The sequence below is a fragment of the Stappia stellulata DSM 5886 genome, assembly GCF_000423705.1.
Classification (GTDB): Bacteria; Pseudomonadota; Alphaproteobacteria; order Rhizobiales; family Stappiaceae; genus Stappia; species Stappia stellulata.
Genome location: NZ_AUIM01000004.1, coordinates 456,164 through 478,032, shown reverse-complemented (window position 1 = coordinate 478,032; position 21,869 = coordinate 456,164). Strand labels below are relative to the sequence as shown.

General features: G+C 64.4%; 17 protein-coding genes. 9 read left to right on the top strand and 8 right to left on the bottom strand.

What is annotated here, in order from left to right; all coding sequences use genetic code 11:
- The 8 genes from dxr to lpxB all read left to right on the top strand — a co-directional run bounded on the left by dxr (window position 1) and on the right by lpxB (window position 9,571).
- A complete protein-coding gene (gene dxr / locus G572_RS0102380) occupies window positions 1-1,221 on the top strand; it encodes a 1-deoxy-D-xylulose-5-phosphate reductoisomerase (protein WP_245566137.1) in 1,221 nt (406 codons plus the stop codon).
- Window positions 1,222-1,328: 107 nt separating this feature from the next.
- Complete coding sequence (gene rseP / locus G572_RS0102375) at window positions 1,329-2,465, top strand: RIP metalloprotease RseP (RefSeq protein WP_029057124.1); 1,137 nt, start codon at window positions 1,329-1,331, stop codon at window positions 2,463-2,465.
- A gap of 180 nt (window positions 2,466-2,645) precedes the next feature.
- Window positions 2,646-5,015 (top strand): outer membrane protein assembly factor BamA, encoded by a 2,370-nt coding sequence (bamA, locus tag G572_RS0102370; RefSeq protein ID WP_029057123.1) that lies wholly within the window; start codon window positions 2,646-2,648, stop codon window positions 5,013-5,015.
- A 69-nt stretch (window positions 5,016-5,084) separates the two neighbouring features.
- Entirely contained in the window at window positions 5,085-6,140 is a 1,056-nt protein-coding gene (lpxD, locus tag G572_RS0102365; RefSeq protein ID WP_029057122.1) for a UDP-3-O-(3-hydroxymyristoyl)glucosamine N-acyltransferase, read from the top strand.
- A gap of 34 nt (window positions 6,141-6,174) precedes the next feature.
- Window positions 6,175-6,642, top strand: coding sequence for a 3-hydroxyacyl-ACP dehydratase FabZ (gene fabZ / locus G572_RS0102360; protein ID WP_029057121.1), 468 nt, complete (start codon window positions 6,175-6,177; stop codon window positions 6,640-6,642).
- An 11-nt stretch (window positions 6,643-6,653) separates the two neighbouring features.
- Window positions 6,654-7,454, top strand: a complete 801-nt coding sequence (gene lpxA / locus G572_RS0102355) for an acyl-ACP--UDP-N-acetylglucosamine O-acyltransferase (RefSeq protein ID WP_029057120.1) — start codon at window positions 6,654-6,656, stop codon at window positions 7,452-7,454.
- A gap of 6 nt (window positions 7,455-7,460) precedes the next feature.
- Window positions 7,461-8,360: an LpxI family protein gene (locus G572_RS22120; RefSeq protein WP_084649829.1), complete on the top strand. Its 900-nt coding sequence runs from the start codon at window positions 7,461-7,463 to the stop codon at window positions 8,358-8,360.
- Window positions 8,357-9,571, top strand: a complete 1,215-nt coding sequence (gene lpxB, locus G572_RS0102345; RefSeq protein WP_029057119.1) for a lipid-A-disaccharide synthase — start codon at window positions 8,357-8,359, stop codon at window positions 9,569-9,571. Before G572_RS22120 ends, lpxB begins: the two co-directional genes overlap by 4 nt.
- Before the next feature lie 219 nt (window positions 9,572-9,790).
- Here lpxB and gltA read toward each other — a convergent pair whose 3' ends face one another.
- Together gltA and gltX are read right to left on the bottom strand one after the other, a co-directional pair.
- Window positions 9,791-11,083, bottom strand: a complete 1,293-nt coding sequence (gene gltA, locus G572_RS0102340; RefSeq protein WP_029057118.1) for a citrate synthase — start codon at window positions 11,081-11,083, stop codon at window positions 9,791-9,793.
- Window positions 11,084-11,298: 215 nt separating this feature from the next.
- A complete protein-coding gene (gltX, locus tag G572_RS0102335; RefSeq protein ID WP_029057117.1) occupies window positions 11,299-12,729 on the bottom strand; it encodes a glutamate--tRNA ligase in 1,431 nt (476 codons plus the stop codon).
- 233 nt (window positions 12,730-12,962) lie between these two features.
- Between gltX and G572_RS22115 the strand changes: the two genes are divergently transcribed.
- Entirely contained in the window at window positions 12,963-15,362 is a 2,400-nt protein-coding gene (locus tag G572_RS22115; protein ID WP_051241477.1) for a ComEC/Rec2 family competence protein, read from the top strand.
- Between the two features lie 16 nt (window positions 15,363-15,378).
- Here G572_RS22115 and lexA read toward each other — a convergent pair whose 3' ends face one another.
- From lexA to G572_RS0102300, 6 genes are all read right to left on the bottom strand, one after another.
- Window positions 15,379-16,089 carry a transcriptional repressor LexA gene (lexA, locus tag G572_RS0102325; RefSeq protein ID WP_029057116.1) on the bottom strand — a complete coding sequence of 237 codons (711 nt, stop codon included), beginning with the start codon at window positions 16,087-16,089 and terminating at the stop codon, window positions 15,379-15,381.
- 87 nt (window positions 16,090-16,176) lie between these two features.
- Window positions 16,177-17,397 (bottom strand): molybdopterin molybdotransferase MoeA, encoded by a 1,221-nt coding sequence (locus G572_RS0102320; protein ID WP_029057115.1) that lies wholly within the window; start codon window positions 17,395-17,397, stop codon window positions 16,177-16,179.
- Window positions 17,394-17,882: a cyclic pyranopterin monophosphate synthase MoaC gene (gene moaC / locus G572_RS0102315; RefSeq protein ID WP_029057114.1), complete on the bottom strand. Its 489-nt coding sequence runs from the start codon at window positions 17,880-17,882 to the stop codon at window positions 17,394-17,396. The genes G572_RS0102320 and moaC overlap by 4 nt, the downstream gene beginning before the upstream one ends.
- Before the next feature lie 35 nt (window positions 17,883-17,917).
- Entirely contained in the window at window positions 17,918-18,727 is an 810-nt protein-coding gene (trpC, locus tag G572_RS0102310; RefSeq protein ID WP_029057113.1) for an indole-3-glycerol phosphate synthase TrpC, read from the bottom strand.
- On the bottom strand, window positions 18,720-19,748 hold the full coding sequence (gene trpD, locus G572_RS0102305; protein WP_029057112.1) for an anthranilate phosphoribosyltransferase: 1,029 nt from the start codon (window positions 19,746-19,748) through the stop codon (window positions 18,720-18,722). The genes trpC and trpD overlap by 8 nt, the downstream gene beginning before the upstream one ends.
- 92 nt (window positions 19,749-19,840) lie before the next feature.
- Window positions 19,841-21,733, bottom strand: coding sequence for a peptidylprolyl isomerase (locus tag G572_RS0102300; protein WP_029057111.1), 1,893 nt, complete (start codon window positions 21,731-21,733; stop codon window positions 19,841-19,843).
- Between the last annotated feature and the right edge of the window lie 136 nt (window positions 21,734-21,869).

Genomic DNA, 21,869 nt, shown 5'->3' with positions numbered 1-21,869 from the left:
GTGGTTGGAAATGGAAGCCGGCAGTCCCCTGGCGGAGGCAACGCCGACGCACCGCTTCGCCTGAGCGTGCTCGGCGCCAGCGGATCCATCGGCACCAGCACACTGGATCTCGTCGCCCGCAATCCAGGCCGGTTCGACATTTGTGCGCTCACGGCGAACACGAATGCAAAAGCGTTGGCCGCAGCGGCGATCCGGGTCCGCGCCGAGCATGCCGTCGTGGCGGATGAAAGCGCCTACGGCAGCCTGAAAGATGCGCTTTCCGGGACCGGGATCACCTGCGCGGCGGGGCCCGCGGCGGTCGAGGAGGCCGCAGTGCGACCGGTGGACATGCTGGTTGCCGCCATCGTGGGGGCGGCTGGTCTGGCTCCGACGCTTGCCGCTGTGCGGCAGGGCACGGCAATCGCTCTCGCCAACAAGGAATGCCTTGTCTGCGCCGGCGATCTCTTCATGTCGGCCGCGCGCGCTTCGGGGGCGACGATTCTGCCCGTCGATTCCGAACACAATGCGGTGTTCCAGGTGTTCGAGCAGGGCAACGTCGAGCAGATCGAATGCCTCACGCTCACTGCGTCTGGCGGGCCCTTCAGAACACACACGCTTGCGCAAATGCGTGCGGTGTCACCCGAGGCCGCGTTGAAGCATCCGAACTGGAGCATGGGCGCGCGGATTTCGATCGACAGCGCGACGATGATGAACAAGGGTTTCGAGATCATCGAGGCGCATCATCTTTTTCCTCTGCGGCAGGATCAGCTGGAGGTTCTGGTTCACCCTCAATCGGTTGTTCACGGAATGGTACAATATTCCGACGGATCCGTTCTTGCGCAGCTCGGAGCGCCGGACATGAGAACCCCGATTTCCCATTGCCTGGCATGGCCGCGCCGGATGTCCACGCCCGCGCAGCGCCTTGATCTTGCCGCATTGGCGACGCTCACCTTCGAGGTGCCGGATCCTGTGCGCTTCCCGGCATTGCGGCTTGCGCGCGCGGCGATGGCCGATGGGGCTGCCGCGTCGGCTGCGCTCAATGCGGCGGATGAAGTGATGGTGCGGGCGTTTCTCGACCGCAAGCTCGGGTTTCTCGGTATTGCGGAGACCATCGAACGCGTACTCGAGCGCATGTCGGCCTCCGGTGAGCTCGGCGAGGCGCGCTCCGTCGAGGACGTCATGGTCGTGGATGCGGCGGCCCGGCGGTACTCGCTCGATGAACTCGCGCGTGTCGCGCACTAGATGCTCGACAATGACGCCCGGTTAAAGACAGTCCGGGCCTGGTCGAATTTCCACGATGGCCTCGTGCCGGCGGTGCGGGGCGGGCGAAACCCGCCAAAGGAGACAAAATGGAATTGATCGGATCGCTGTTCGGGTCTGTCGCCGGATATATCCTGCCCTTCCTCTTCGTATTGACGATTGTGGTCTTCTTTCACGAGCTGGGACACTTTCTCGTTGCGCGCTGGTGCGGCGTGCGGGTCGTTGCCTTTTCCGTCGGCTTTGGACCGGAACTTTTCGGGCGGAACGACAAACACGGGACCCGCTGGAAACTGTCGGCAATTCCGCTCGGCGGATACGTGAAGTTCGCGGGCGACGAAAACGAGGCAAGCGTTCCCGATACCGAGGCACTTGCGAAGATGAGCGACGCGGAACGCGCGGACGCCTTTCAGACCAAGAGCGTCGCACGTCGGGCCGCGATCGTGGCCGCCGGTCCCTTTGCCAATTTCCTGCTGTCCATCGTGATTTTCGCGGTCCTGTTTTCCACCATGGGTCGCCCGGAAATTTCGCCGCGTGTCGACCAGGTTCAGGAAAATAGCGCTGCCGCCGAGGCTGGCCTTGAGCAGGGCGACCTGATCCTCGCGATTGACGGAGCCCCGGTCGAGACCTTTGCCGATCTCCAAAGGGTGGTCAGCGTTAGCGCGGATGTCCCGCTCAACGTGACCGTGGAGCGCGGCACCCGGACCCTCGACCTCGTCGTCACCCCCAACAGGCGGGAAATCCGCGACCGGTTCGGCAATGTCCAGCGGGTCGGCCAGCTTGGCGTCAGTCGCAGCGCCAGTCAGGAAGACGTCATCCTGCGCAGCTTCGGTCCGATCGAAGCGGTGGTCGAAGGCGGCAAGGAGACCTGGTTCGTGGTGTCCCGGACCGCCGGATACATTGCCGGGATCGTGACGGGGCGCGAATCCGTCGACCAGCTCGGCGGTCCGATCCGTGTGGCCCAGATCTCGGGGCAGGTGGCAACCCTCGGGTTCGCGGCGCTGCTGAACCTCACCGCGATCCTGTCCGTCAGCATCGGTTTGCTGAACCTGATGCCGATCCCGATGCTCGACGGCGGGCACCTGCTTTTCTATGCCGCCGAGGCGTTGCGCGGGAAGCCGCTCAGCGAACGAACGCAGGAATATGGTTTTCGTATCGGGATTGCGATCGTGCTCTTCCTGATGGTGTTCGCGACGTGGAATGATGTCCTCCATCTCAGTTCGCTTTGAATGGACTGCGTGTCGCGCGTGCAACGCTTTGTCGCGAAACGCGGAAACGCGGTCATGTGTGGTTGCGTCGTTGGAAAAAGCCTGTAAAACGACTGACGGATATAGAGAATCTGACTGTCCCGGTGAGGGTGCGCCCCTCGTTTGTGCCGGTTGACGGAAAACCGAAGGCGAAGCGTCTTTATGCAGTGTTTGCAGAACCTGACCAGAACGATCCTGGTAGCCGCCATCCTGAGCGGATTCGCGCCGATCCTCACCGGTTCGCTCCCCGTGATCGGTGTCGTGGAGGCTGCTGCCGCTACGGTCAGCCGCATCGTCGTGCGTGGGAACTCCCGCGTCGAGGCGTCCACGGTGGAGAGTTACCTGACCATTCGGCCGGGTCGGCCCTACGGTCCCTCCGATGTGGATGAATCCCTGAAGACGCTTTTTGCCACCGGGCTTTTCGGTGACGTTTCGATCAATCGCCAGGGCAGCTCCCTTGTGGTGACCGTGACGGAAAATCCGATGGTCAACCGGATTTCCTTCGAGGGCAACAAACGTCTGAACGACAAGATGCTGACGGGTGTCGTGCGCACGGAAGAGCGCTCCATGCTCACCAGCGCCAAGGTTCAGTCCGACGTCCAGAACATTCTCGAGGCCTATCGCCGCTCCGGTCGCTATCGCGCCACCGTCGAGCCGAAGATCATCGACCGGTCGAACAATCGTGTCGACCTCGTGTTCGAGATCAACGAGGGCGATCGCACGGGCATCGAGCGCATCACCTTCATCGGCAACACCAAGTTCAGCGACGGCCGTCTGCGCGATGTGATCCGCACGCGCCAGAGTGGGCTGCTCAGCTTCCTGCGCACGACCGACAACTTCGATCCGGATCGTCTCGATGCCGATCAGGAGCTGCTGCGCCAGTTCTACTATCGCTACGGCTATGCCGACTTCCAGATCGTGTCGGCTGTCGCCGATCTCGACCGCGAGGAAAACGTCTTCTACGTGACCTTCACGGTGGAAGAGGGTGAGCAGTATACCTATGGCGACATCGATCTCCAGACGTCGCTGTCGAGCGTCGATCCGGAAGAGCTGCGTCGCAAGATCCGCACGGACTCCGGCGATACCTATTCCTCGCTTGAGGTGGAAAAGACGCTTGAGGACCTGACGCTTGACGTGTCGCGGCAGGGCTATGCCTTTGCACAGATCCGCCCGCGAGCGACCCGCGACTATGAGAACCGCACGATTTCGCTGACCTACTACATTGAAGAAGGTCCGCGTGTTTACATCGAGCGGATCAACATTCGCGGAAACGACCGGACACGCGAGTATGTCATCCGTCGCGAATTCGACTTGGTGGAGGGCGACGCCTTCAACCGCGTCCTGCTCGACAAGGCCGAGCGCCGGCTGAAGGACCTCCAGTTCTTCAAGGATGTCCGCATCACCACGTCGCGCGGCAGCTCGCCCGATCGCATCGTCATCAATGTCGATGTCGAGGAACAGGCAACGGGTGAGGTTGGCTTCGGTATCGGTTATTCCACGTCGGACGGCGTGATCGGCGATGTGACGATCAGCGAGAAGAACTTCCTCGGACGCGGTCAGTTCGTAAGCGCACGCGTCGGTGTCGGTTCGTCGACCCAGTCCTACGAGTTCGCCTTTACCGAGCCGTATTTCCTGGGGCGCCGGATCGCGCTGTCGCTGGACGCCTATCGCAAGTCCTTCGACCGCAATGATTACCGTCGTTACAAGCTTGAGACGACAGGTGGTTCGATCGGTCTCGGTCTGCCGCTGCGGGATGACGAGCTTCGGTTGAACCTCGTCTACCGTATCTTCGATCAGAGGCTGACCGAGGATCCAACCCGCCAGTACTCGAACGGACTGGAAACCTCTCTCGGTCGCAATCTGACGTCGTCGATCGGTTATGCCCTGGTCTGGGATACCCGCGACAGCCGGATGAACCCGCGTGACGGTTTCTACTTCAAGTTCGGGCAGGATTTTGCAGGGCTTGGGGGCGACAGCCGCTACATTTCGACCACCGTCGATGCGCGTGCCTACAAGGAACTGCTTCCCGAGTGGGGCGTGATCGGTATCCTGCGGGCCGGCGGCGGCAACATCATGGGCATCGGTCGTGACCTGCGCTCCTCCGATCAGTTCCAGCACAGCGACAATTGGTTGCGCGGCTTCGAACCTCAGGGCATTGGCCCGCGTGACCGCCTGACCGGAGATTCGCTCGGTGGTCGCTGGTATGTGCATGCAAATGCCGAAGCAGAGTTCCCGATCTTCGGTCTTCCCAAGGAGCTTGGTCTGTCAGGCGCCGTGTTCACCGACTTTGGCGCGGTTTGGGATGCGGATCCGGCGATTGTACGCTGTGTCGAGACGACCAATGGATGCGGCGGAAATCAGAATGGGGCGTCGGTATTGTCGAACGGCTTCTCTCCCCGGATTTCGGCGGGTGTTGGTGTCAAGTGGGCGTCACCTTTCGGTCCGCTGCGCGCCGACTTTGCCTGGCCGCTCCTGAAGGAAACCGGCGACCGCACCCAGTTCTTCCGGATCGGTGGCGGCACCCGTTTCTGATCCTTTGACAATGCAGATGCTTCATCCGGCCGCCGAATCTTCGGCGGCCGGCTTTGCTGTGGTGACCCGATGAGCGATCCTTTCTTTTTCGACCCTTTTGATGCCGTCAGTGTCGCGGACGTGGCCTCGTGGGTCGCAGGCGACCTTCCCGGCGGCGGCGGCGAGACGTCGATTTCCGGCGTCGCGCCGCTTGAGGATGCCGCCAGCGGCGATCTCGTCTTTTTCGACAACACCAAGTATCTGGCGGAGCTTGAGGTTACACGTGCTGCGGCTTGCTTGGTGTCGAAGCGGCACGTGGCGAAGATCCCGGAAGGCGTTGTCGCCATCGTTGTGGCAGAACCCTACAAGGCCTGGGGCATCGTGCTCGGGCGTCTCTATCCCACGGCGTTGCGCCCGCATGCGATGGATGCGACCGGCCGCGGGATTTCCCCGAACGCGCGCGTCGACGACAGCGCGGATCTGGAAGACGGCGTGTGTATCGAGGCTGGCGCCAGCATCGGACCCGGTGTCGAGATCGGTGCCGGCAGCGTGATCCAGGCAAATGCGGTTGTCGGCGCCGGGGTCCGGATCGGTCGAAACAGCACCGTCGGAGCGAACGCTGTCTTGCAGCACGCCTTGATCGGGGACCGGGTGATCGTTCATCCCGGTGTGTGCATCGGTCAGGACGGCTTCGGCTTCGCGATGGGGCCGGGAGGGCATCTCAAGGTGCCGCAGATCGGCCGTGTGATCGTTCAGGACGACGTCGAGATCGGTGCGAACACGACGGTGGATCGCGGTGCCAACCGCGATACGGTGATCGGCGAGGGCACGAAGATCGACAACCAGGTCCAGATTGGACACAACGTCGTAATCGGGCGTCACTGTGTGATTGTTTCCCAGGTTGGCATTTCGGGCAGTGCGACGCTTGAGGACTATGTTGCGATTGGCGGCCAGTCCGGGGTCCGTGGCCACGTGACGATCGGCATGGGCGCGCAAATCGCGGCCGTGAGCGTGGTCGAAGCGGATGTTCCGGCCGGGGCGCGTTATGGTGGTGTGCCGGCGAAGCCGGTCAAGGTCTGGTTCCGTGAGGTAAAGACCCTGGCCAAACTCGCTGAACGGGGACTGGGGACGCGCGACAAGGATTGAGCGCGTCGGACAAGGGCATCTTGAGGACGTCGAAATGAGCGAAGGCGACAAAAACACACTCGACAGCGCCGATATCATGCGGATCATGGAGCTTCTGCCGCACCGTTATCCGTTCCTGATGGTCGACCGGATCATCGACATCGACGGCGATAACAGCGCCGTGGGCATCAAGAACGTAACGGCGAACGAACCCCACTTCATGGGGCATTTTCCCGGCCAGCCGGTCATGCCGGGGGTGCTTCTGATCGAGGGTATGGCACAGACCGCAGGCGCCATTTGCGTTCATTCACGCGGCCAGTCGGGGAGCCCCAAGCTGGTCTACTTCATGACCATCGACAAGGCGAAGTTCCGCAAGCCCGTCCTTCCGGGGGATCAGGTGCGCTTCGAGATGCGCAAGATCCGCAACCGGACGAACATCTGGAAGTTCGAAGGCATTGCGACGGTCGATGGCACCAAGGTTGCCGAAGCCGAGATCAGCGCGATGCTCGTGGACGGCGCGTAAGGCAGACATTCATGACAGCAAGCATTCACGCATCGGCCGTCGTCGAGGATGGCGCACAACTGGGGGACGGTGTCTGCATCGGACCGTTCTGTCATGTCGGACCCGATGTTGTGCTGGGCGAGGGCGTGGAGCTCAAGTCGCATGCTGTCGTGGCCGGGCGTACACGCATCGGCGCGCGCAGCACGGTGTTCCCCTTCGCCTCGATCGGACATCAGGCGCAGGATCTGAAATACCGGGGGGAAGCTGCGACGCTGACCATCGGATCGGATTGCGTCATGCGCGAGGGCGTGACGATCAATCCCGGGACCGAGGGCGGCGGTCTGGAAACCGTGATCGGTGATCGCTGTGCCTTCCTCGCCAATTCGCATGTCGGTCACGATTCGCGACTTGGAAACGGCATCATTCTGTCCAACAACGTGATGATTGCCGGGCATGTAAGCGTCGGTGACAATGTGATCATGGGAGGCGGGGCAGCCGTCATCCAGTTCACGCGCGTTGGCGACAACGCCTTTGTCGGGGGGCTCGCCGGGCTGGAGAACGATCTCATCCCCTTCGGCATGGTGATGGGCAACCGGGCGCGGCTCAATGGTCTCAATCTGGTCGGTTTGAAGCGCCACGGATTTGCCCGCGAGGAAATCCATGCCCTGCGCAGCGCCTTCAAGGCGCTGTTCGAAGACAGCAACGGCACCTTGCGACAGAGGGCCGAAAAGATTGCTGAAGCCCATGCAGATCGTGCGCTGGTGCTGCGGGTGACCGACTTCATTCTGGCCGAACCTGAACGGCGGTTCTGCACACCGAGAAGCGACGGATAGGCGGTCATGACCATGGGCGAGCGGCCCGCATCGGGGGCACTCCCGCTTCCTGTCGCGGTCATCTGCGGGGGCGGTCGCTTGCCGGTAGAGGTTATCGCGTCGGTTGTGGAGAGCGGTCGGCGGGTGGTCGCCGTCGCCATCAAGGGCGAGGCTGACACAGGCGTCGATGCCTACAATCCGGCCTATCTCGGCTGGGGCCAGATCGGCAAGCTTGCGACGCTTCTGGAGCGCGAGGGGTGCCGTGAAATCGTGATGATCGGCAGTGTCACGCGACGTCCGGAGCTGCGTGAGATCGTCGGCGACCTGGGCACGATGCGGCGCCTGCCAAAGATTGTCGCCTCGCTTGCCGGCGGCGACGATTCCATTTTGAAAAAAATCATCCGGTTGTTCGAGGATGAAGGGTTTCGCGTGATCGGCGCTCATGAAGTGGCGCCGGGGCTGCTGGCCCGGTCCGGAACCATCGTCGGCAAGGATCCGGGTGCAGCTGCCGCTCTCGACCTCAAGCTTGCCCGCGAAGCCGTTATTGCGCTCGGTCGGTTGGATATCGGACAGGCGGCGGTGAGTGTTGCGGGGCGGGTGATCGCGGTTGAGGGCGCCGAAGGCACGGATGCCATGCTCGAGCGGTGCCGCGCGGTGCGGGAGCGCGGGCGGGTCAAGGGCCGGGGCGGTGTGCTCGTGAAATGCGCGAAACCCGGTCAGGACATGCGGGTGGACCTTCCGACAGTCGGTCCGGAGACGGTGCGGGCGGCCGCGAATGCCGGCCTGTCGGGCATCGGCATCGAGGCCGGTCGGGTGCTGATCGCCGAAAGGGCGCGAACGGAAGCGCTTGCGCGGGAAAACTCGATATCGCTTTGGGGGATCGACCCGCTTGAAGAAGCGCATGAACCGCGCGAGGCCGCGAAATGAACGACCAGCCGGAGACGCCGCTGTCAGTCTATCTTGTGGTCGGGGAGGAATCGGGCGACCAGCTCGGCGCCGGCCTGATCGAGGCCCTCACGGCGCAGGCCCCACAGCAGATCCGCTTCCTGGGCGTGGGCGGAGAGCGCATGAGTGCGCAAGGCGTCACATCTCTCTTTCCCATCGAAGACATCGCGGTGATGGGATTGTCCGCAGTTCTGTCGCGCCTTCCGCTGATCGTCAAACGTGTCTATCAGACCGTCGATGACATCGTGAACCGCAATCCGGATATCGTCGTCATTATCGACAGCCCGGATTTTACCCACAACGTCGCGAAGCGGGTTCGCAAGCGCGCGCCGCATATCCCGGTTGTCGATTACGTCTCGCCATCCGTCTGGGCGTGGCGGCCGGGGCGGGCCCGTCGCATGTCGGCCTATGTGGACCATCTCCTTGCCATTCTTCCGTTCGAGCCTGAGGTGCATGAAAAGCTCGGCGGGCCGGCGACCACCTACGTCGGCCATCCGTTGATCGAGCGCATCGACAGGCTGCGGCCTGCGGCGGGCGAACGTGCGCCGCTCGCCGGGAACGGGGCTCCGGTTCTTCTGGTGCTTCCAGGCAGCAGGCGCAGTGAAATCAGCCGGCTTCTTGCCGACTTCGGAGCTGCGATGGCAATCCTCAAGGACGCCGTTCCCGACATTGAAGTCGTGCTGCCGGCAGTCCCGCATCTCCGTGAGCGCATTGCCGAGGAAACGGCCAACTGGCCGGTAAAGCCGCAAATCGTGAGCGGGGAGGCGGAGAAATTTGCCGCGTTTCGCCGTGCGCATGCAGCGCTTGCTGCGTCCGGAACCGTCACACTTGAACTTGCGATTGCCGGTGTGCCTATGGCGGTCGCCTACCGCCTCGATTGGTTCTACCGTCGGATCAAGGACTTGAATCGTTTTATTCCGATTGCGACCGTTACATCTATGGTGTTGCCGAACATCATCCTTGGGGAGAACGTGGTGCCGGAATTCCTGGATGACGGCGCATCTCCGGATGCCCTTGCCGCGACGCTGGAACCGCTTCTGCGTCTTTCGCCGGAGCGCGCGGCGCAGGTCGATGCCTTCCGTCGCCTCGACGCGGAAATGCAGCTGGGAGAGGGCAGGAGCCAGGCGGGAGAGGCGGCGCGTATCGTTCTTGAGGTTGCGGCAGCAGGGCGTGCAACGAGATCCCGCCCCTGATTGTCTGCCTGTATGCGGGGCAGCCTTCTCCCTCGCGCCGAAGATGGGAGGCAGCCGCCGGCGCGGACAACATCGCAAGGCGGCCAATCGCCCATTTGCGGGTGCGGGGCAAGCGGGTCGCCGACCGGAACCTTTCAATGTCACCATGGTGAAAGCACGAAAAAAGGCCGCCCCGAAGGGCGGCCTCTGTTTTCGTTTTGGCGAAGCCTGATCGCGCGATCAGCGACGCTGCGGGATCGGCACATAGTCGCGCGGCGCCGCACCGGTGTAGAGCTGGCGCGGACGGCCGATCTTCTGCGACGGATCCTCGACCATTTCCTTCCACTGCGCGATCCAGCCGACCGTGCGCGCCAGTGCAAAGAGCACCGTGAACATGGTGGTCGGGAACCCCAGAGCGCGCAGCGTGATGCCGGAATAGAAGTCGATGTTCGGGTAGAGCTTCTTCTCGACGAAATACTCGTCGCTCAGCGCGATACGCTCCAGCTCCATGGCAACGTCCAGAAGCGGATCGTCGCGCATGCCAAGCTCCGCCAGAACCTCATGCGTCGTCTTCTGCATGATACGGGCGCGCGGATCGTAGTTCTTGTAGACCCGGTGACCGAAGCCCATCAGACGGAACGGATCGTTCTTGTCCTTGGCGCGGGCGATGTACTCCGGGATCCGGTCGACCGAGCCGATCTCGGCCAGCATGTTGAGCGCGGCTTCGTTGGCGCCGCCGTGGGCCGGGCCCCAGAGGCAGGCGATGCCGGCTGCGATGCAGGCGAAGGGGTTTGCGCCCGAGGAGCCCGCCAGACGCACGGTGGAGGTGGAGGCGTTCTGCTCGTGGTCTGCATGCAGGATGAAGATCCGGTCCATCGCACGTGCGAGCACCGGGTTCACCTTGTATTCCTCGCAAGGCACGGCGAAACACATGTGCAGGAAGTTCGCCGCATAGTCGAGATCGTTGCGCGGATACACGAAGGGCTGGCCGACATGGTACTTGTAGGCCATTGCCGCGATCGTCGGCATTTTCGCGATCATGCGAAGCGACGCCACCATCCGCTGGTGCGGATCGGAGATGTCCGTGCTGTCGTGATAGAAGGCGGAAAGTGCGCCGACCGTGCCGACCATGATCGCCATCGGATGCGCATCGCGACGGAAGCCGGTGAAGAAGCGGCTCATCTGCTCGTGGATCATCGTGTGGTAGGTCACGCGATTCACGAAGTCGTCCTTCTGCGCCTTCGTCGGCAATTCGCCGTAAAGCAGAAGGTAGCAGCTCTCGAGAAAGTCGCCATGTTCGGCAAGCTGCTCGATCGGATAGCCGCGGTACAGCAGCGTGCCTTCGTCGCCATCGATATAGGTGATGCCCGATTCACACGACGCGGTGGACGTGAAGCCCGGGTCGTACGTGAAACATCCCGTCTGGCTGTACAGGGACGCAATGTCGACTACGTTCGGGCCGACGCTTCCCGGGCGGACCTTCAGGTCCCACGACTTGTCGCCAATTGTCAGCTTGGCATTTGTATCAGTCATTCAGGCTACCCCCTGGTAAGAATGCGCCGTTGCTGCGTGGCCGCGTCTCGAGAGAGGCAGGAAACCGGCCGGCCATGCTTGGCGGGAGGAAAAGTCGATTGTTGGGTATCCCATTTGTAAGGTCCTCGCAAGCGCACACCCTTACCGCTTTGGTCATAGAGTGACGCGCCGTTCACCTTTCCCCTGCGGCAGGTGCGCCGGGTTGAGGGCTGGCCTCACGACACGGCCTGATCGTTAATGCGCGCAAGCGATTCCTCGCGTCCAAGCACATCAAGCACATCGAAAATCCCGGGCGAGGTTCCCTTGCCGGTGAGTGCGGCGCGCAGCGGTTGCGCCGCTTTTCCAAGCTTGAGATCGGCGTCTTCGGCATAGGCGCGTACGGCAGCTTCCGTGGTTTCCGCGTTCCATGTCTCGAGCGCGGCAAGCCGTTCATGAAGACCGGCGAGCGCGGCGCGCGCGCCTTCTGCGGCCAGGAGCTTTTCCGCCTTTTCGTCGAGTTCAAGCGGGCGGCTGGCCCACAGATACTCCGCGCTTTCCAGCAGCTCGACCAGGGTCTTGGCGCGCTCCTTCAGGCCCGGAAGGGCGGCGCGGAACATTTTTTCGTGTGTGCTGTCGGACAGCCAGGCCTGGACGGCCTGTCCGCCTTCGGCATGAGGCAGGAATGCCACGAAGTCGCGCATCAGTTCCTCGCTTGTCTGGGCGCGCATGTAGTGACCGTTGAGATTCTGCAGTTTTTGCATGTCGAACCGGGAGGCCGACTTTCCGATCGCGTCGAGGTCGAACCACTCGATCAATTGTTCGGTCGGGAAGATCTCCTCGTCGCCATGGCTCCAGCCGAGCCGTGCGAGATAATTGCGCATCGCTGCCGGAAGATAGCCCATCGCGCGATAGGCTTCCGCGCCAAGCGCGCCGTGGCGCTTGGAAAGTTTGGCGCCGTCCGGGCCGTGAATGAGCGGAATATGCGCCATCGTCGGCACGTCCCAGCCCATCGCCTTGTAGATCAGGGTCTGGCGGGCCGCATTGGTCAGGTGATCGTCGCCGCGCACGATATGGGTGACCCCCATGTCGTGATCGTCCACCACGACGGCGAGCATGTAGGTCGGGGACCCGTCGGAGCGCAGCAGGACGAGATCGTCGAGCTCTTTGTTGTTGAAGACGACGCGGCCCTGCACTTTGTCGTCAATCACCGTCTCGCCGTCGAGCGGGGCCTTGAGGCGGACGACAGGCTTCACGTCAGCGGGGGCCTCGGACGGGTCGCGGTCGCGCCAGCGTCCGTCGTAGCGCGGCGGGCGGCCTTCCGCGCGGGCGGTCTCGCGCATTTCGGCCAGTTCTTCCTGGGAGGCGTAGCAGGGATACGCCTGTCCGGCGTCGATCAGGGCTTTCGCCACCGCCCGGTGGCGGTCGGCGCGCGCATACTGGGAAATCGGCTCTCCGTCCCAGTCCAGCCCCAGCCAGGTCAGACCGTCGAGGATGGCGTCGATCGCGGCATCCGTGCTGCGGCTGCGGTCCGTATCCTCGATGCGCAGCAGCATCCTGCCGCCGAAGCGCTTGGCGTAGAGCCAGTTGAAGAGTGCGGTTCTTGCGCCGCCGATATGAAGGAAACCGGTGGGCGAGGGGGCGAAACGCGTGACCACGGGGGCGCTCATGACAACTGCCTTTTGTTTATCTGACATCGATGACGGTTCTGTCCGTGCCTGCCTGCAACCCGGGCGACACGAATTCCCGTCTTGCGCGAACCTGAGTTGCATTGCACGCTCACGTCCTGGCGCGGGGTTGGGTTCCCTTAGCATAGCGTCCGATCTCGCCAAAGCCTGAATACGGCGCGGCGGACCGGCTCGAGGGCCCTGTTTTGCCGACGGCGCTGAAAGGGGCGTGGCCGATGCCGGGCAGCGACAAGGCGGGTGTTGAAAAGGGCGCAAATCGCGACGTCGGCGACGGGCAGCCGGCGTTAAACCCGGATGACGCTCCCGGGCGCGACAGCACCGACGCGGGTTCCGGCGCGCAAGAGCGCGTGCGTGCGTCGCTCGCAATGCTGCTTCGCTCGCGTCTTCTGTCGCGCAAATCCGGTCGAGACGCCGAGGCGGCATGGTACGGCGGGTTCGCCATGGCTGTGCGGGCGGACCTGGATCGCGGACGCGGCCTGGTGTGGGCCTGCATCGCCTTCGGTCTCGGGATTGCCGGGTACTTTCAGTTGCCGCGCGAGCCTTCGCTTCCGGCGCTCCTGGGCGTTTGCGTCTTTCTCTGGGGGCTGTTTCTGTCGGCGCATCGCAATGGCCGCGCCGCCGCACTGCTTCTCGCATGCGCGGTCGTGCTTTCCGGAACCGCTGCGGCGAGCCTTCGCACCGTGCTTGTATCGGCGCCGATCCTCGAACGCGCGCGGAGCGTCACGCTTTCGGGGTTCGTGGAGCGTGCAGAGACGCGCGCCGGTGGTCGCTTGCGCCTGACCATCCGGGTTGTCGACGCGCCGCCGCTGCGGGGCGACAGCGTTCCAAAGCGTGTGCGGGTGAGTGTGCGCGGTGCGGACGCCGCATTTGAGACCGGAAACGCGGTTCGCCTGCGCGCAAGGTTGATGCCACCGGCCCCGGCCGTGATGCCGGGCGGATACGATTATTCGTTTCGCGCGTTTTTCGATGGAGTGGGCGCCAGCGGCTTTGCCTTCGGCGCGCCCGAGAAGACCGATCTCGGGCCCGTGCCCCGCGACCTGAGGCTGATGGCCGGGATCGACGGGCTGCGCCGCACGATTGCCGAACGCATCCTGCAGACGCTCGGCACGGGCGTTGCCGGCGGGCTGGCCGTCGCGCTGATCGTCGGCGACCGGTCGTCTATCCCGCCCGAGACCACCGAAGCGCTGAGGACAGCGGGGCTTGCGCATATCCTGGCGATTTCCGGCCTGCACATGGCGCTGTTTGCCGGGGCGGTGTTCTTTTCCGTGCGCGCCGTCCTGGCGCTTTCCGCCCGACTGTCCCAAAACCGGCCGATCGACCTGTGGGCGGCGGGCGCGGCGCTTGCCGCAGCCACCTTCTATCTCGCGATCTCGGGTGGATCGATCGCCACGCAGCGGGCCTTCGTGATGATTGCGCTCGTTCTTGCCGGCAGACTGCTCGGGCGACGGGCCCTGACGTTGCGCAATGCCGCCCTCGCGGCTTTTTTCATTCTCGTCGTCACGCCGGAGGCGCTTCTCGACCCCGGCTTCCAGATGTCCTTCGCCGCCGTGGTCGCCCTGATCGCGGCCTATGAGGAGATGACCCGTCGACGCGCGCGCACCAATCCGCGCGATCAGGCCGCTCGCGGACTTGTCATGTCGGCGATTGCAAATGTCGCACTCTGGCTCGGTGCGATCCTGATGACCTCGCTTATCGCAGGGGCTGCAACGGGTGCGATCGGTGCTTTTCATTTTCACCGGATCGCCCCGCTCGGGCCACTGATCAATCTCGTTGCCATGCCGCTGGTGACCGTCCTCGTCATGCCGATGGCGGTGCTGGCCCTGGCGTTGCTGCCTTTCGGGCTGGAGGTGTTGCCGCTGTCGGTGATGGGGTTGGCGCTGGAACAGGTCGCGGCGATCTCGAGTTGGGCGCAGGCGGCAACGCCCGGCGAAGGGGTGATCGGCATGCTCCCGTTGTCCGCCATTTTGCTGGTTGTGACCGGCGGTGGCGTTCTGTGTCTTGCGCCGGCGGGCTACAGGCACGTCGCGCTCGTGCCGCTGGTTTTCGCGGGGTTGGCTCTTGCGCTCCACCGCCCGCCGGACATGCTCGTCTCGGCAAACGGAAAAGCCATTGCCGTTCGCGACAGCACAGGGCGCTTGCAGGTTACCGCAAGGCCTTCGAGTTTTCTGGGGGATGTCTGGCTCAGGGCCGATGCGGTGACGGCGACCGAGAGGAACAACCGGCACCTGACACGCCGGCGCATGGCCTGTGACGACCGGGCCTGCATCGCCTCCGCCTACCCCGGGGGCGGCGCGAGGGCTGCTCCGGCCGGCGTCAAGCCCGCAGATATGTTGTCGGGGACAGACACCGCCGGTATCCGGCCGCTGACTATCTCGCTCGTATCCGATCCTTCGGCCTTCGCGCAGGACTGCGTGAGGGTGGATGTGATCGTCACGGCCTTGCGTGCGCCCGTGAGCTGCGCGGCACCCCACGTCTTCGACGCAAGCAGCCTTGCCCGCACGGGCGCGATCGCGATCTATCTGGAGCCGAGACAGGGCGCGCCGCCGCAAGTCATGCTTCGCTCCAGTTACAGCGCCCTGCGCCCATGGACGCCCAAACGTCAGCCGCGCCCCTGATCCGCCCGGAGACCGGTCAGTAGCGACGGAAGAGAGAGATCAGCTTGCCCTGAACGCGGACACGGCCCGGACCGAAGATGCGCGTCTCATAGGCCGGGTTGGCCGCCTCGAGCGCAATGGATTCGCCCTTCTTGCGCAGCCGCTTGAGCGTGGCCTCCTCGTCGTCGATCAGAGCGACGACGATGTCGCCGCTGTCGGCGCTGTCCGACTTGCGGATGACGACGGTGTCGCCGTCCAGAATGCCAGCGTCGATCATGGAATCGCCGCGCACCTCAAGCGCGTAATGCTCGCCGGACCCGAGAAGGTCGGCAGGCATGGAGATCGTGTGGCTGTGGGACTGGATCGCCTCGATCGGCACGCCGGCGGCGATGCGCCCCATCACCGCTATCGTCACGCTGTCGGTGTCCGGAACGGCAGGCCGGGCGGCAGCGGGCGGCGTCTTGCCGCGCGAGCCTTCGATCACGGAGGGCGAAAATCCCTGGCTGCGCGGTGCGGCGAGCCCCGGCGCGACCGATTCCGGCAGCTTCACGATTTCGAGCGCGCGCGCGCGATTGGGCAACCGGCGGATGAAGCCGCGTTCCTCCAGCGCCGTGATCAGGCGATGGATGCCCGACTTGGAGCGCAGGTCGAGGGCATCCTTCATTTCGTCGAAGGATGGCGGGACACCGGTTTCCTTGAGACGCTCATGGATAAACAGGAGCAATTCGTGCTGCTTGCGCGTCAACATCCGACGGGATCCCCAATGCCATTCGACTCAGACTACGGACAAATCATGAACATAGTCTAGCCGTTCTCGCCTTGTTCCACAACCGGCTCAGCGCCGGGAGATGCGAATGACGGGGACGGGGGTGCCTGCGGGAAGGGCGGGGCCATGCGGCGGCCGCACGATCAGGGCATGGGCGCACGCCAATGTGGCGAGCATTGAAGAATCCTGTCTTGCGAACGGCTTGACGCGTTCGGTGCCATCGCTGTCGATCTCGAGGCTTGCCCTGAGATAGTCCTCGCGCCGGTCGTTCTTGCCGACATCGACGGCGAGCGGGAGTTGCTCCGAGAGGCGTTTGCCGCGCGTGCGGCCCGAGAGAGCGGCCAACAGCGGCTTGAGGAACAAAAGCGAACAGACAAGGCTCGAGACCGGGTTTCCGGGCAGGCCAAGCACCTGCATGTCGCCGATCCGCCCCGCCATCAACGGCTTGCCGGGGCGCATGGCAATGCGCCAGAAGGCGAGATCCATGCCCGCCTGTCCAAGGGCGTCCTGAACTAGATCGTGATCGCCGACCGAGGCACCGCCAAGGGTCACAAGGATATCGGCCTTCGCCTCCCGTGCGGCGGCAATCTTGCGTGCCAGCGCATCGGGGCGGTCTTCGGCGATGCCCAGATGAATCGGCACGCCGCCGTTGTCCTCCACCAGTGCGCCGACGCCGATGTGGTTGGAGGCGATGATCTGGTCGGGACCGGGATCGGCTCCGGGCGGGACAAGCTCGTCGCCGGTCGCGAGAATTGCGACGCGCGGGCGGCGATGAACCGGCAGCGTCGCGTGGTTCATCGCGGCGGCCAGCGCAAGTTCCGTGAACCCGAGCGTCTGCCCCGCTCCAAGGAGCTTGTCGCCCTCGCGAAAGTCGAGCCCGGCCGGCCGGACGTACCGGCCTTTTTCGGCGGTTTCAAGGGCCGTGATTTCGGACGTTTGTGCGTTCTGTTCGGCGTTTTCCTGGATGAGGATCGTGTCCGCGCCCCGGGGAAGCGGGGCGCCGGTGAAGATCCGCACGGCCTCGCCCGGTTGCAGGTTGCCGTCGAAGCCATGGCCGGCCGGTGCCTCCGCGATCACGCGCAGCCGGGCTGGAACGGTGGCAATGTCTGCGGCGCGCACCGCATAGCCGTCCATGGCGGAAGCGGAAAACGGCGGCTGTGTGCGCCTGGCCTGGATGTCTTCGGCGAGCGTACGCCCGTTCGCCGCGTCCAGGGCGACCGCCTCGACGTCAAGCGGCAGCACGCCGTCGAGCAGCCGGGCCAGCGCCTCGTCGACGGAAATCAGTGTCATGCCGCGGTCCAGTCGCCGGATTTTCCGCCTGACTTGGACAGAACGCGCACATTCTGGATCACCATGCCCCGGTCAACCGCCTTGGCCATGTCGTAAATCGTCAGGCAGGCGAGCGAACAGGCGGTCAAGGCTTCCATCTCGACGCCGGTCTGGCCCGCGAGTTTGGCGTAGGCGGTCACTTTCAGTCCCGGCAGGCTCGCGTCCGGCTCGATGTCGACGGCCACCTTCGACAAGGCGAGGGGATGGCACAGTGGGATGAGCTCATGCGTGCGTTTCGCCGCCATGATCCCGGCGATCCGGGCAGTTGCGATGACATCGCCCTTCTTGGCGTTGCCGGACAGGATCATCTCCAGCGTTTCCGGTTTCATCCGGACATAGCCTTCGGCGGTTGCCTCGCGGGTGGTGATGTCCTTGGCGGAGACGTCGACCATATTGGCGGCGCCTGTGTCGTCCAGATGGGTCAGTCTTGCATCGGTGGGGGGCATGGTGCGTCCTGCTCGGCCGGGGGCGTCAGGCGAGGTTACAGCGCGGCGGCCGGGGCAGGCGCCAGCAATGCGCGCGTTGCCGCCGCCACATCCTCCTGTCGCATCAGGCTTTCGCCGATCAGGAAGGTGGAAATTCCGCAGCCCCGCATGCGGGAGAGATCGGCCGGTGTGAAGAGGCCCGATTCCCCGATGACCATCCTGTCGGACGGGACCAGCGGCGCCAGTTCCTCGCTGGTTTCAAGCCGGGTTTCGAAGGTCTTCAGATTGCGATTGTTGATGCCGATCATGGGTGAGGAGAGGCGAAGCGCGCGCTCCAGCTCCTGTGCGTCATGGACTTCCAGCAGCACGTCCATGCCAAGTTGCAGGGCGGTTGCTTCCAGTGCGGCGGCCGTTGCGTCGTCCAGTGCCGCCATGATGATCAGGATGCAGTCGGCCCCCCAGGCCCGCGCCTCATGCACCTGATACGTGTCGTAGAGGAAATCCTTGCGCAGGACCGGAAGCCGGCAGGCATCGCGCGCCTGGCCCAGAAACTCCGGCGCCCCCTGAAAAGACGGACCGTCGGTGAGTACGGACAGGCAGGCCGCGCCGCCGGCCTCATAGGCCCGTGCCAGTGCCGGAGGATCGAAGTCGGCACGGATCAGGCCCTTGGAGGGGCTTGCCTTCTTGATCTCGGCGATCAGGCCATAGTCGCCCTTTGCCTGACGGGCCTGAAGAGCGTTGAAAAAGCCGCGCGGGGCGGGCGCAGTCGACGCGTGGCGCTCGATCTCCGGCTGCGGGACCCTTGCCTTGGCGGCGGCGATCTCTTCGCGCTTGTAGATCTCGATGCGGGCGAGAATGTCAGCCATTGCCGTCTTCCTCGTTCGAGACCTGGATCAGGCGGGTCAGACGCTCCAGTGCCGCGCCGCTGTCGATGGCTTGCGCGGCCTGGACCACGCCTTCAGCCAGATCGGCGGCATGTCCGGCGACCAGCAGCGTCGCGCCGGCATTCAGCAGGACCGTATCGCGATAGGCGTTGTGCGTGCCCTCCAGAACGGCCTTGAGCGCTGCGGCATTTTCCGGCGCTTCGCCGCCTTTCAGGTCTTCCGGGCGGGACACGGAAAGGCCGACGTCCGGCGGCGAGATCTCGAAGCTGCGAACCGTGCCGTTCTCGAGCGCGGAAACGCTGGTCGGTCCGGTGGTGGTGATTTCGTCCAGTCCGTCGGACCCATGGACCACCCAGGCGGCCTCGGACCCGAGAGATGCCAGCACATGGGCGATGGGCTCGACCCAACGCTTGGCGAAGACGCCGACCATCTGACGTTTCACGCCTGCCGGATTGGACAGCGGGCCCAGCAGGTTGAAGATCGTGCGCGTGCCGAGTTCGGCCCGGGCCGGGCCGACGTGCTTCATTGCCGAATGGTGATTGGGCGCGAACATGAAGCCCAGGCCCACCTCGCGTATGCAGCGGCTGATCTGCTTGGGCTTGATGTCGATGTTCACGCCGAGCGCCATCAGAACATCGGCAGCGCCCGACTTCGACGACAGCGACCGGTTGCCGTGTTTGGCGACCGGAACGCCGCAGCCCGCGACGACAAAGGCGGAACAGGTGGAGATATTGTAGCTTCCCGAGGCGTCTCCGCCGGTGCCCACCACGTCGACGGCATTGGCCGGAGCATCGACGGGCAGCATTTTCGCCCGCATGGTCGTGACCGCGCCGGCAATCTCGTCGATGCTCTCGCCCCGAACGCGCAGGGCCATCAGGAAGCCGCCGATCTGGGACGGAGTCGCGGCGCCCGACATGATGATGTCGAATGCCTGGCGGGCCTCTTCGCGCGAAAGCGGTGTGCCGTCGGCTGCCTTGGCAATCAGGCTCTTCAGATTGCTCACTGCCTCGTCCTTTCAAACTCGCCCGTCACCCGGGGCGGTTGCCGTTGGCGAACCCTGTCCGCCGGCGACCGACCGTCGGCGGGCGGGCGGGCTTATCCGCCGCCCTGACCGATTAGAAGGTTGATGTTCGACTGGTTCACGCTGACGCCGAGCGCGGCCTGGCGTTCGCTGACGTATTCGCCGATCACCGAGTTCTGGAGTGCTTCGCCGAGGCGCTCGTCGAGCGCCGCGATCTCGCCGTCCTGGCGGAAGAACGCCGGTGAATTCACCGATTCCACCCTGAACACGATGCGGGCGCCGTCGCTGTCGCGCGCGGCCCGGCCCGTGGTGCCGACCGGTCCGGAGAACACGCCCTCGATCGCCGCGGCGGGGAAGGCGTCCGTCTCTGCGTTCCGGCGCAGCCCTTCGGCCGTCGCCACTTCCAACCCGCGTTCCTGCGCAACGCTTTCAAGCGAGGTGCCGGCGTCAATGGCCGAGAGGATCTCGGTTGCCATGGTGTCGAGGCGTTCCGCCCGCTGTTCGCGGGTCCAGGCCGCGACCACCCGGTCGCGCACCTCGTCGAGGGTGCGGTCACGGGCCGGAATGACATCGGTCACCTCGAACCAGACGAAACCCGTACGGCCGAGTTGAAGCGGATCGGTCTCGATGCCGACATCGCTTTCGAACGCATCGGAAACGAGATCGGCGGCATCGGGAAGATCGACGTCGGTGCCGTCCATGGCCGTGCCGGCGGTGTCGAAGGCAGGTGGCGTGTCAAGCGTCAGCGAGAAGCGGTCCGCGACCTCGGTCAGCGTGGCGCCGCCGGCGCGGGCATCCTCGATTTCGTCGTGCAGATCAAGCACCTCCCGCTCGGCGAGCCGAAGGGCGATTTCCTCACGCAACGTCTCGGCGACCTCCTCGTAGGGCGTCTTGCGGGCCGGGGTCACCTCGGCGATCTTGACGATGACCGGCGAGAAACGACCCTCGATGATGCCGGAGACCTCGCCCTCGCCAAGCGAGAACGCCGCATCGGCAATCGCGGGGTCGATCAGGTCGGATCGCTTCATCGAGCCGAGATCGATCGCCTCGATGGTCGTGCCCCGATCCTCGACAATCTCCTCGAAGCTCTTGCCTTCCGCCAGTGCCTGGCGCACGGCGTCTGCCTCGTCGGCGGAGGGAAGAGCCAGCTGGAGGATGCGACGCTCCTCGACTTCGCCGAACCGGCCTCCGGCCGACTCGTACTCGCGTTTCACGTCGTCTTCGCTGACTTCGCCCGGGCGCGCCACACGGTCCGGCGTGATCTCGAGCAGGGAGACCTCGCGGTACTCCGGCGCGCGAAACGCGGCGAGGTTTTCCTCGAAATAGCTGGCGAGTTCGTCCTGGCCGGGTGTCGGGATCTCGCCGGCGGTGTTCTGGTCGAGCTCGATGTATTTTGCGCTGCGCTCTTCCTTAGCGTGCTGGTTGAACGCTTCGAGCATGGGTTGGGGCGTGGCCAGCCCGCCGCTGATCGCTTCCGCGATCTGAAGGCGTTCTTCCAGAAGCCGGCGTTCCTCGACGAATTGATCCTCCGTCAGGCCGTTCGCCTGAAGGATCTGGACGAGACGGGCGCGGTCGAAGCCGCCGTCCGGCGCCTGGAAGGCCGGGGCTGACTGGATCAGCCGCACCAGTTCCTCATCCGTGACGCCGAGATTGAGGTCTGCCGCCGTCTGGTTGAGGGCCGCTTCCGCGACAAGGCGCCCGAGCACCTGTCCGGGAAGTCCGAGCGAAGCGCCCTCGGCCCTGGAAAGGGGACGCCCGATGCGTCGACCGATCCGGTCGAGCTCGCGGCGATAGGCCGTATCGAAGTCCTCGACGGAGACCTTCTGGTCGCCGACCGAGGCCACGCGGTCGCCCCCGACGTTCAGCAAATCGCCCGATATGCCCCAAATCGCGAAGCTGATCACGAGCAGGCCAATCAAGAGTTTTGAAATCCAGGACTTTGCGCCAGCGCGCAGAGTATCGAGCATTGCGGAATCCGTAGGTTCTAGGGCGAACAATTAGGAGTGCGGTCACATGGCCACATCCGGAGCGGGCGGATCATAGAGACGACAGCGGCTACGGGCAAGGCGGCGAAACCCGCCGTGTCACCATCTTGAACAAATT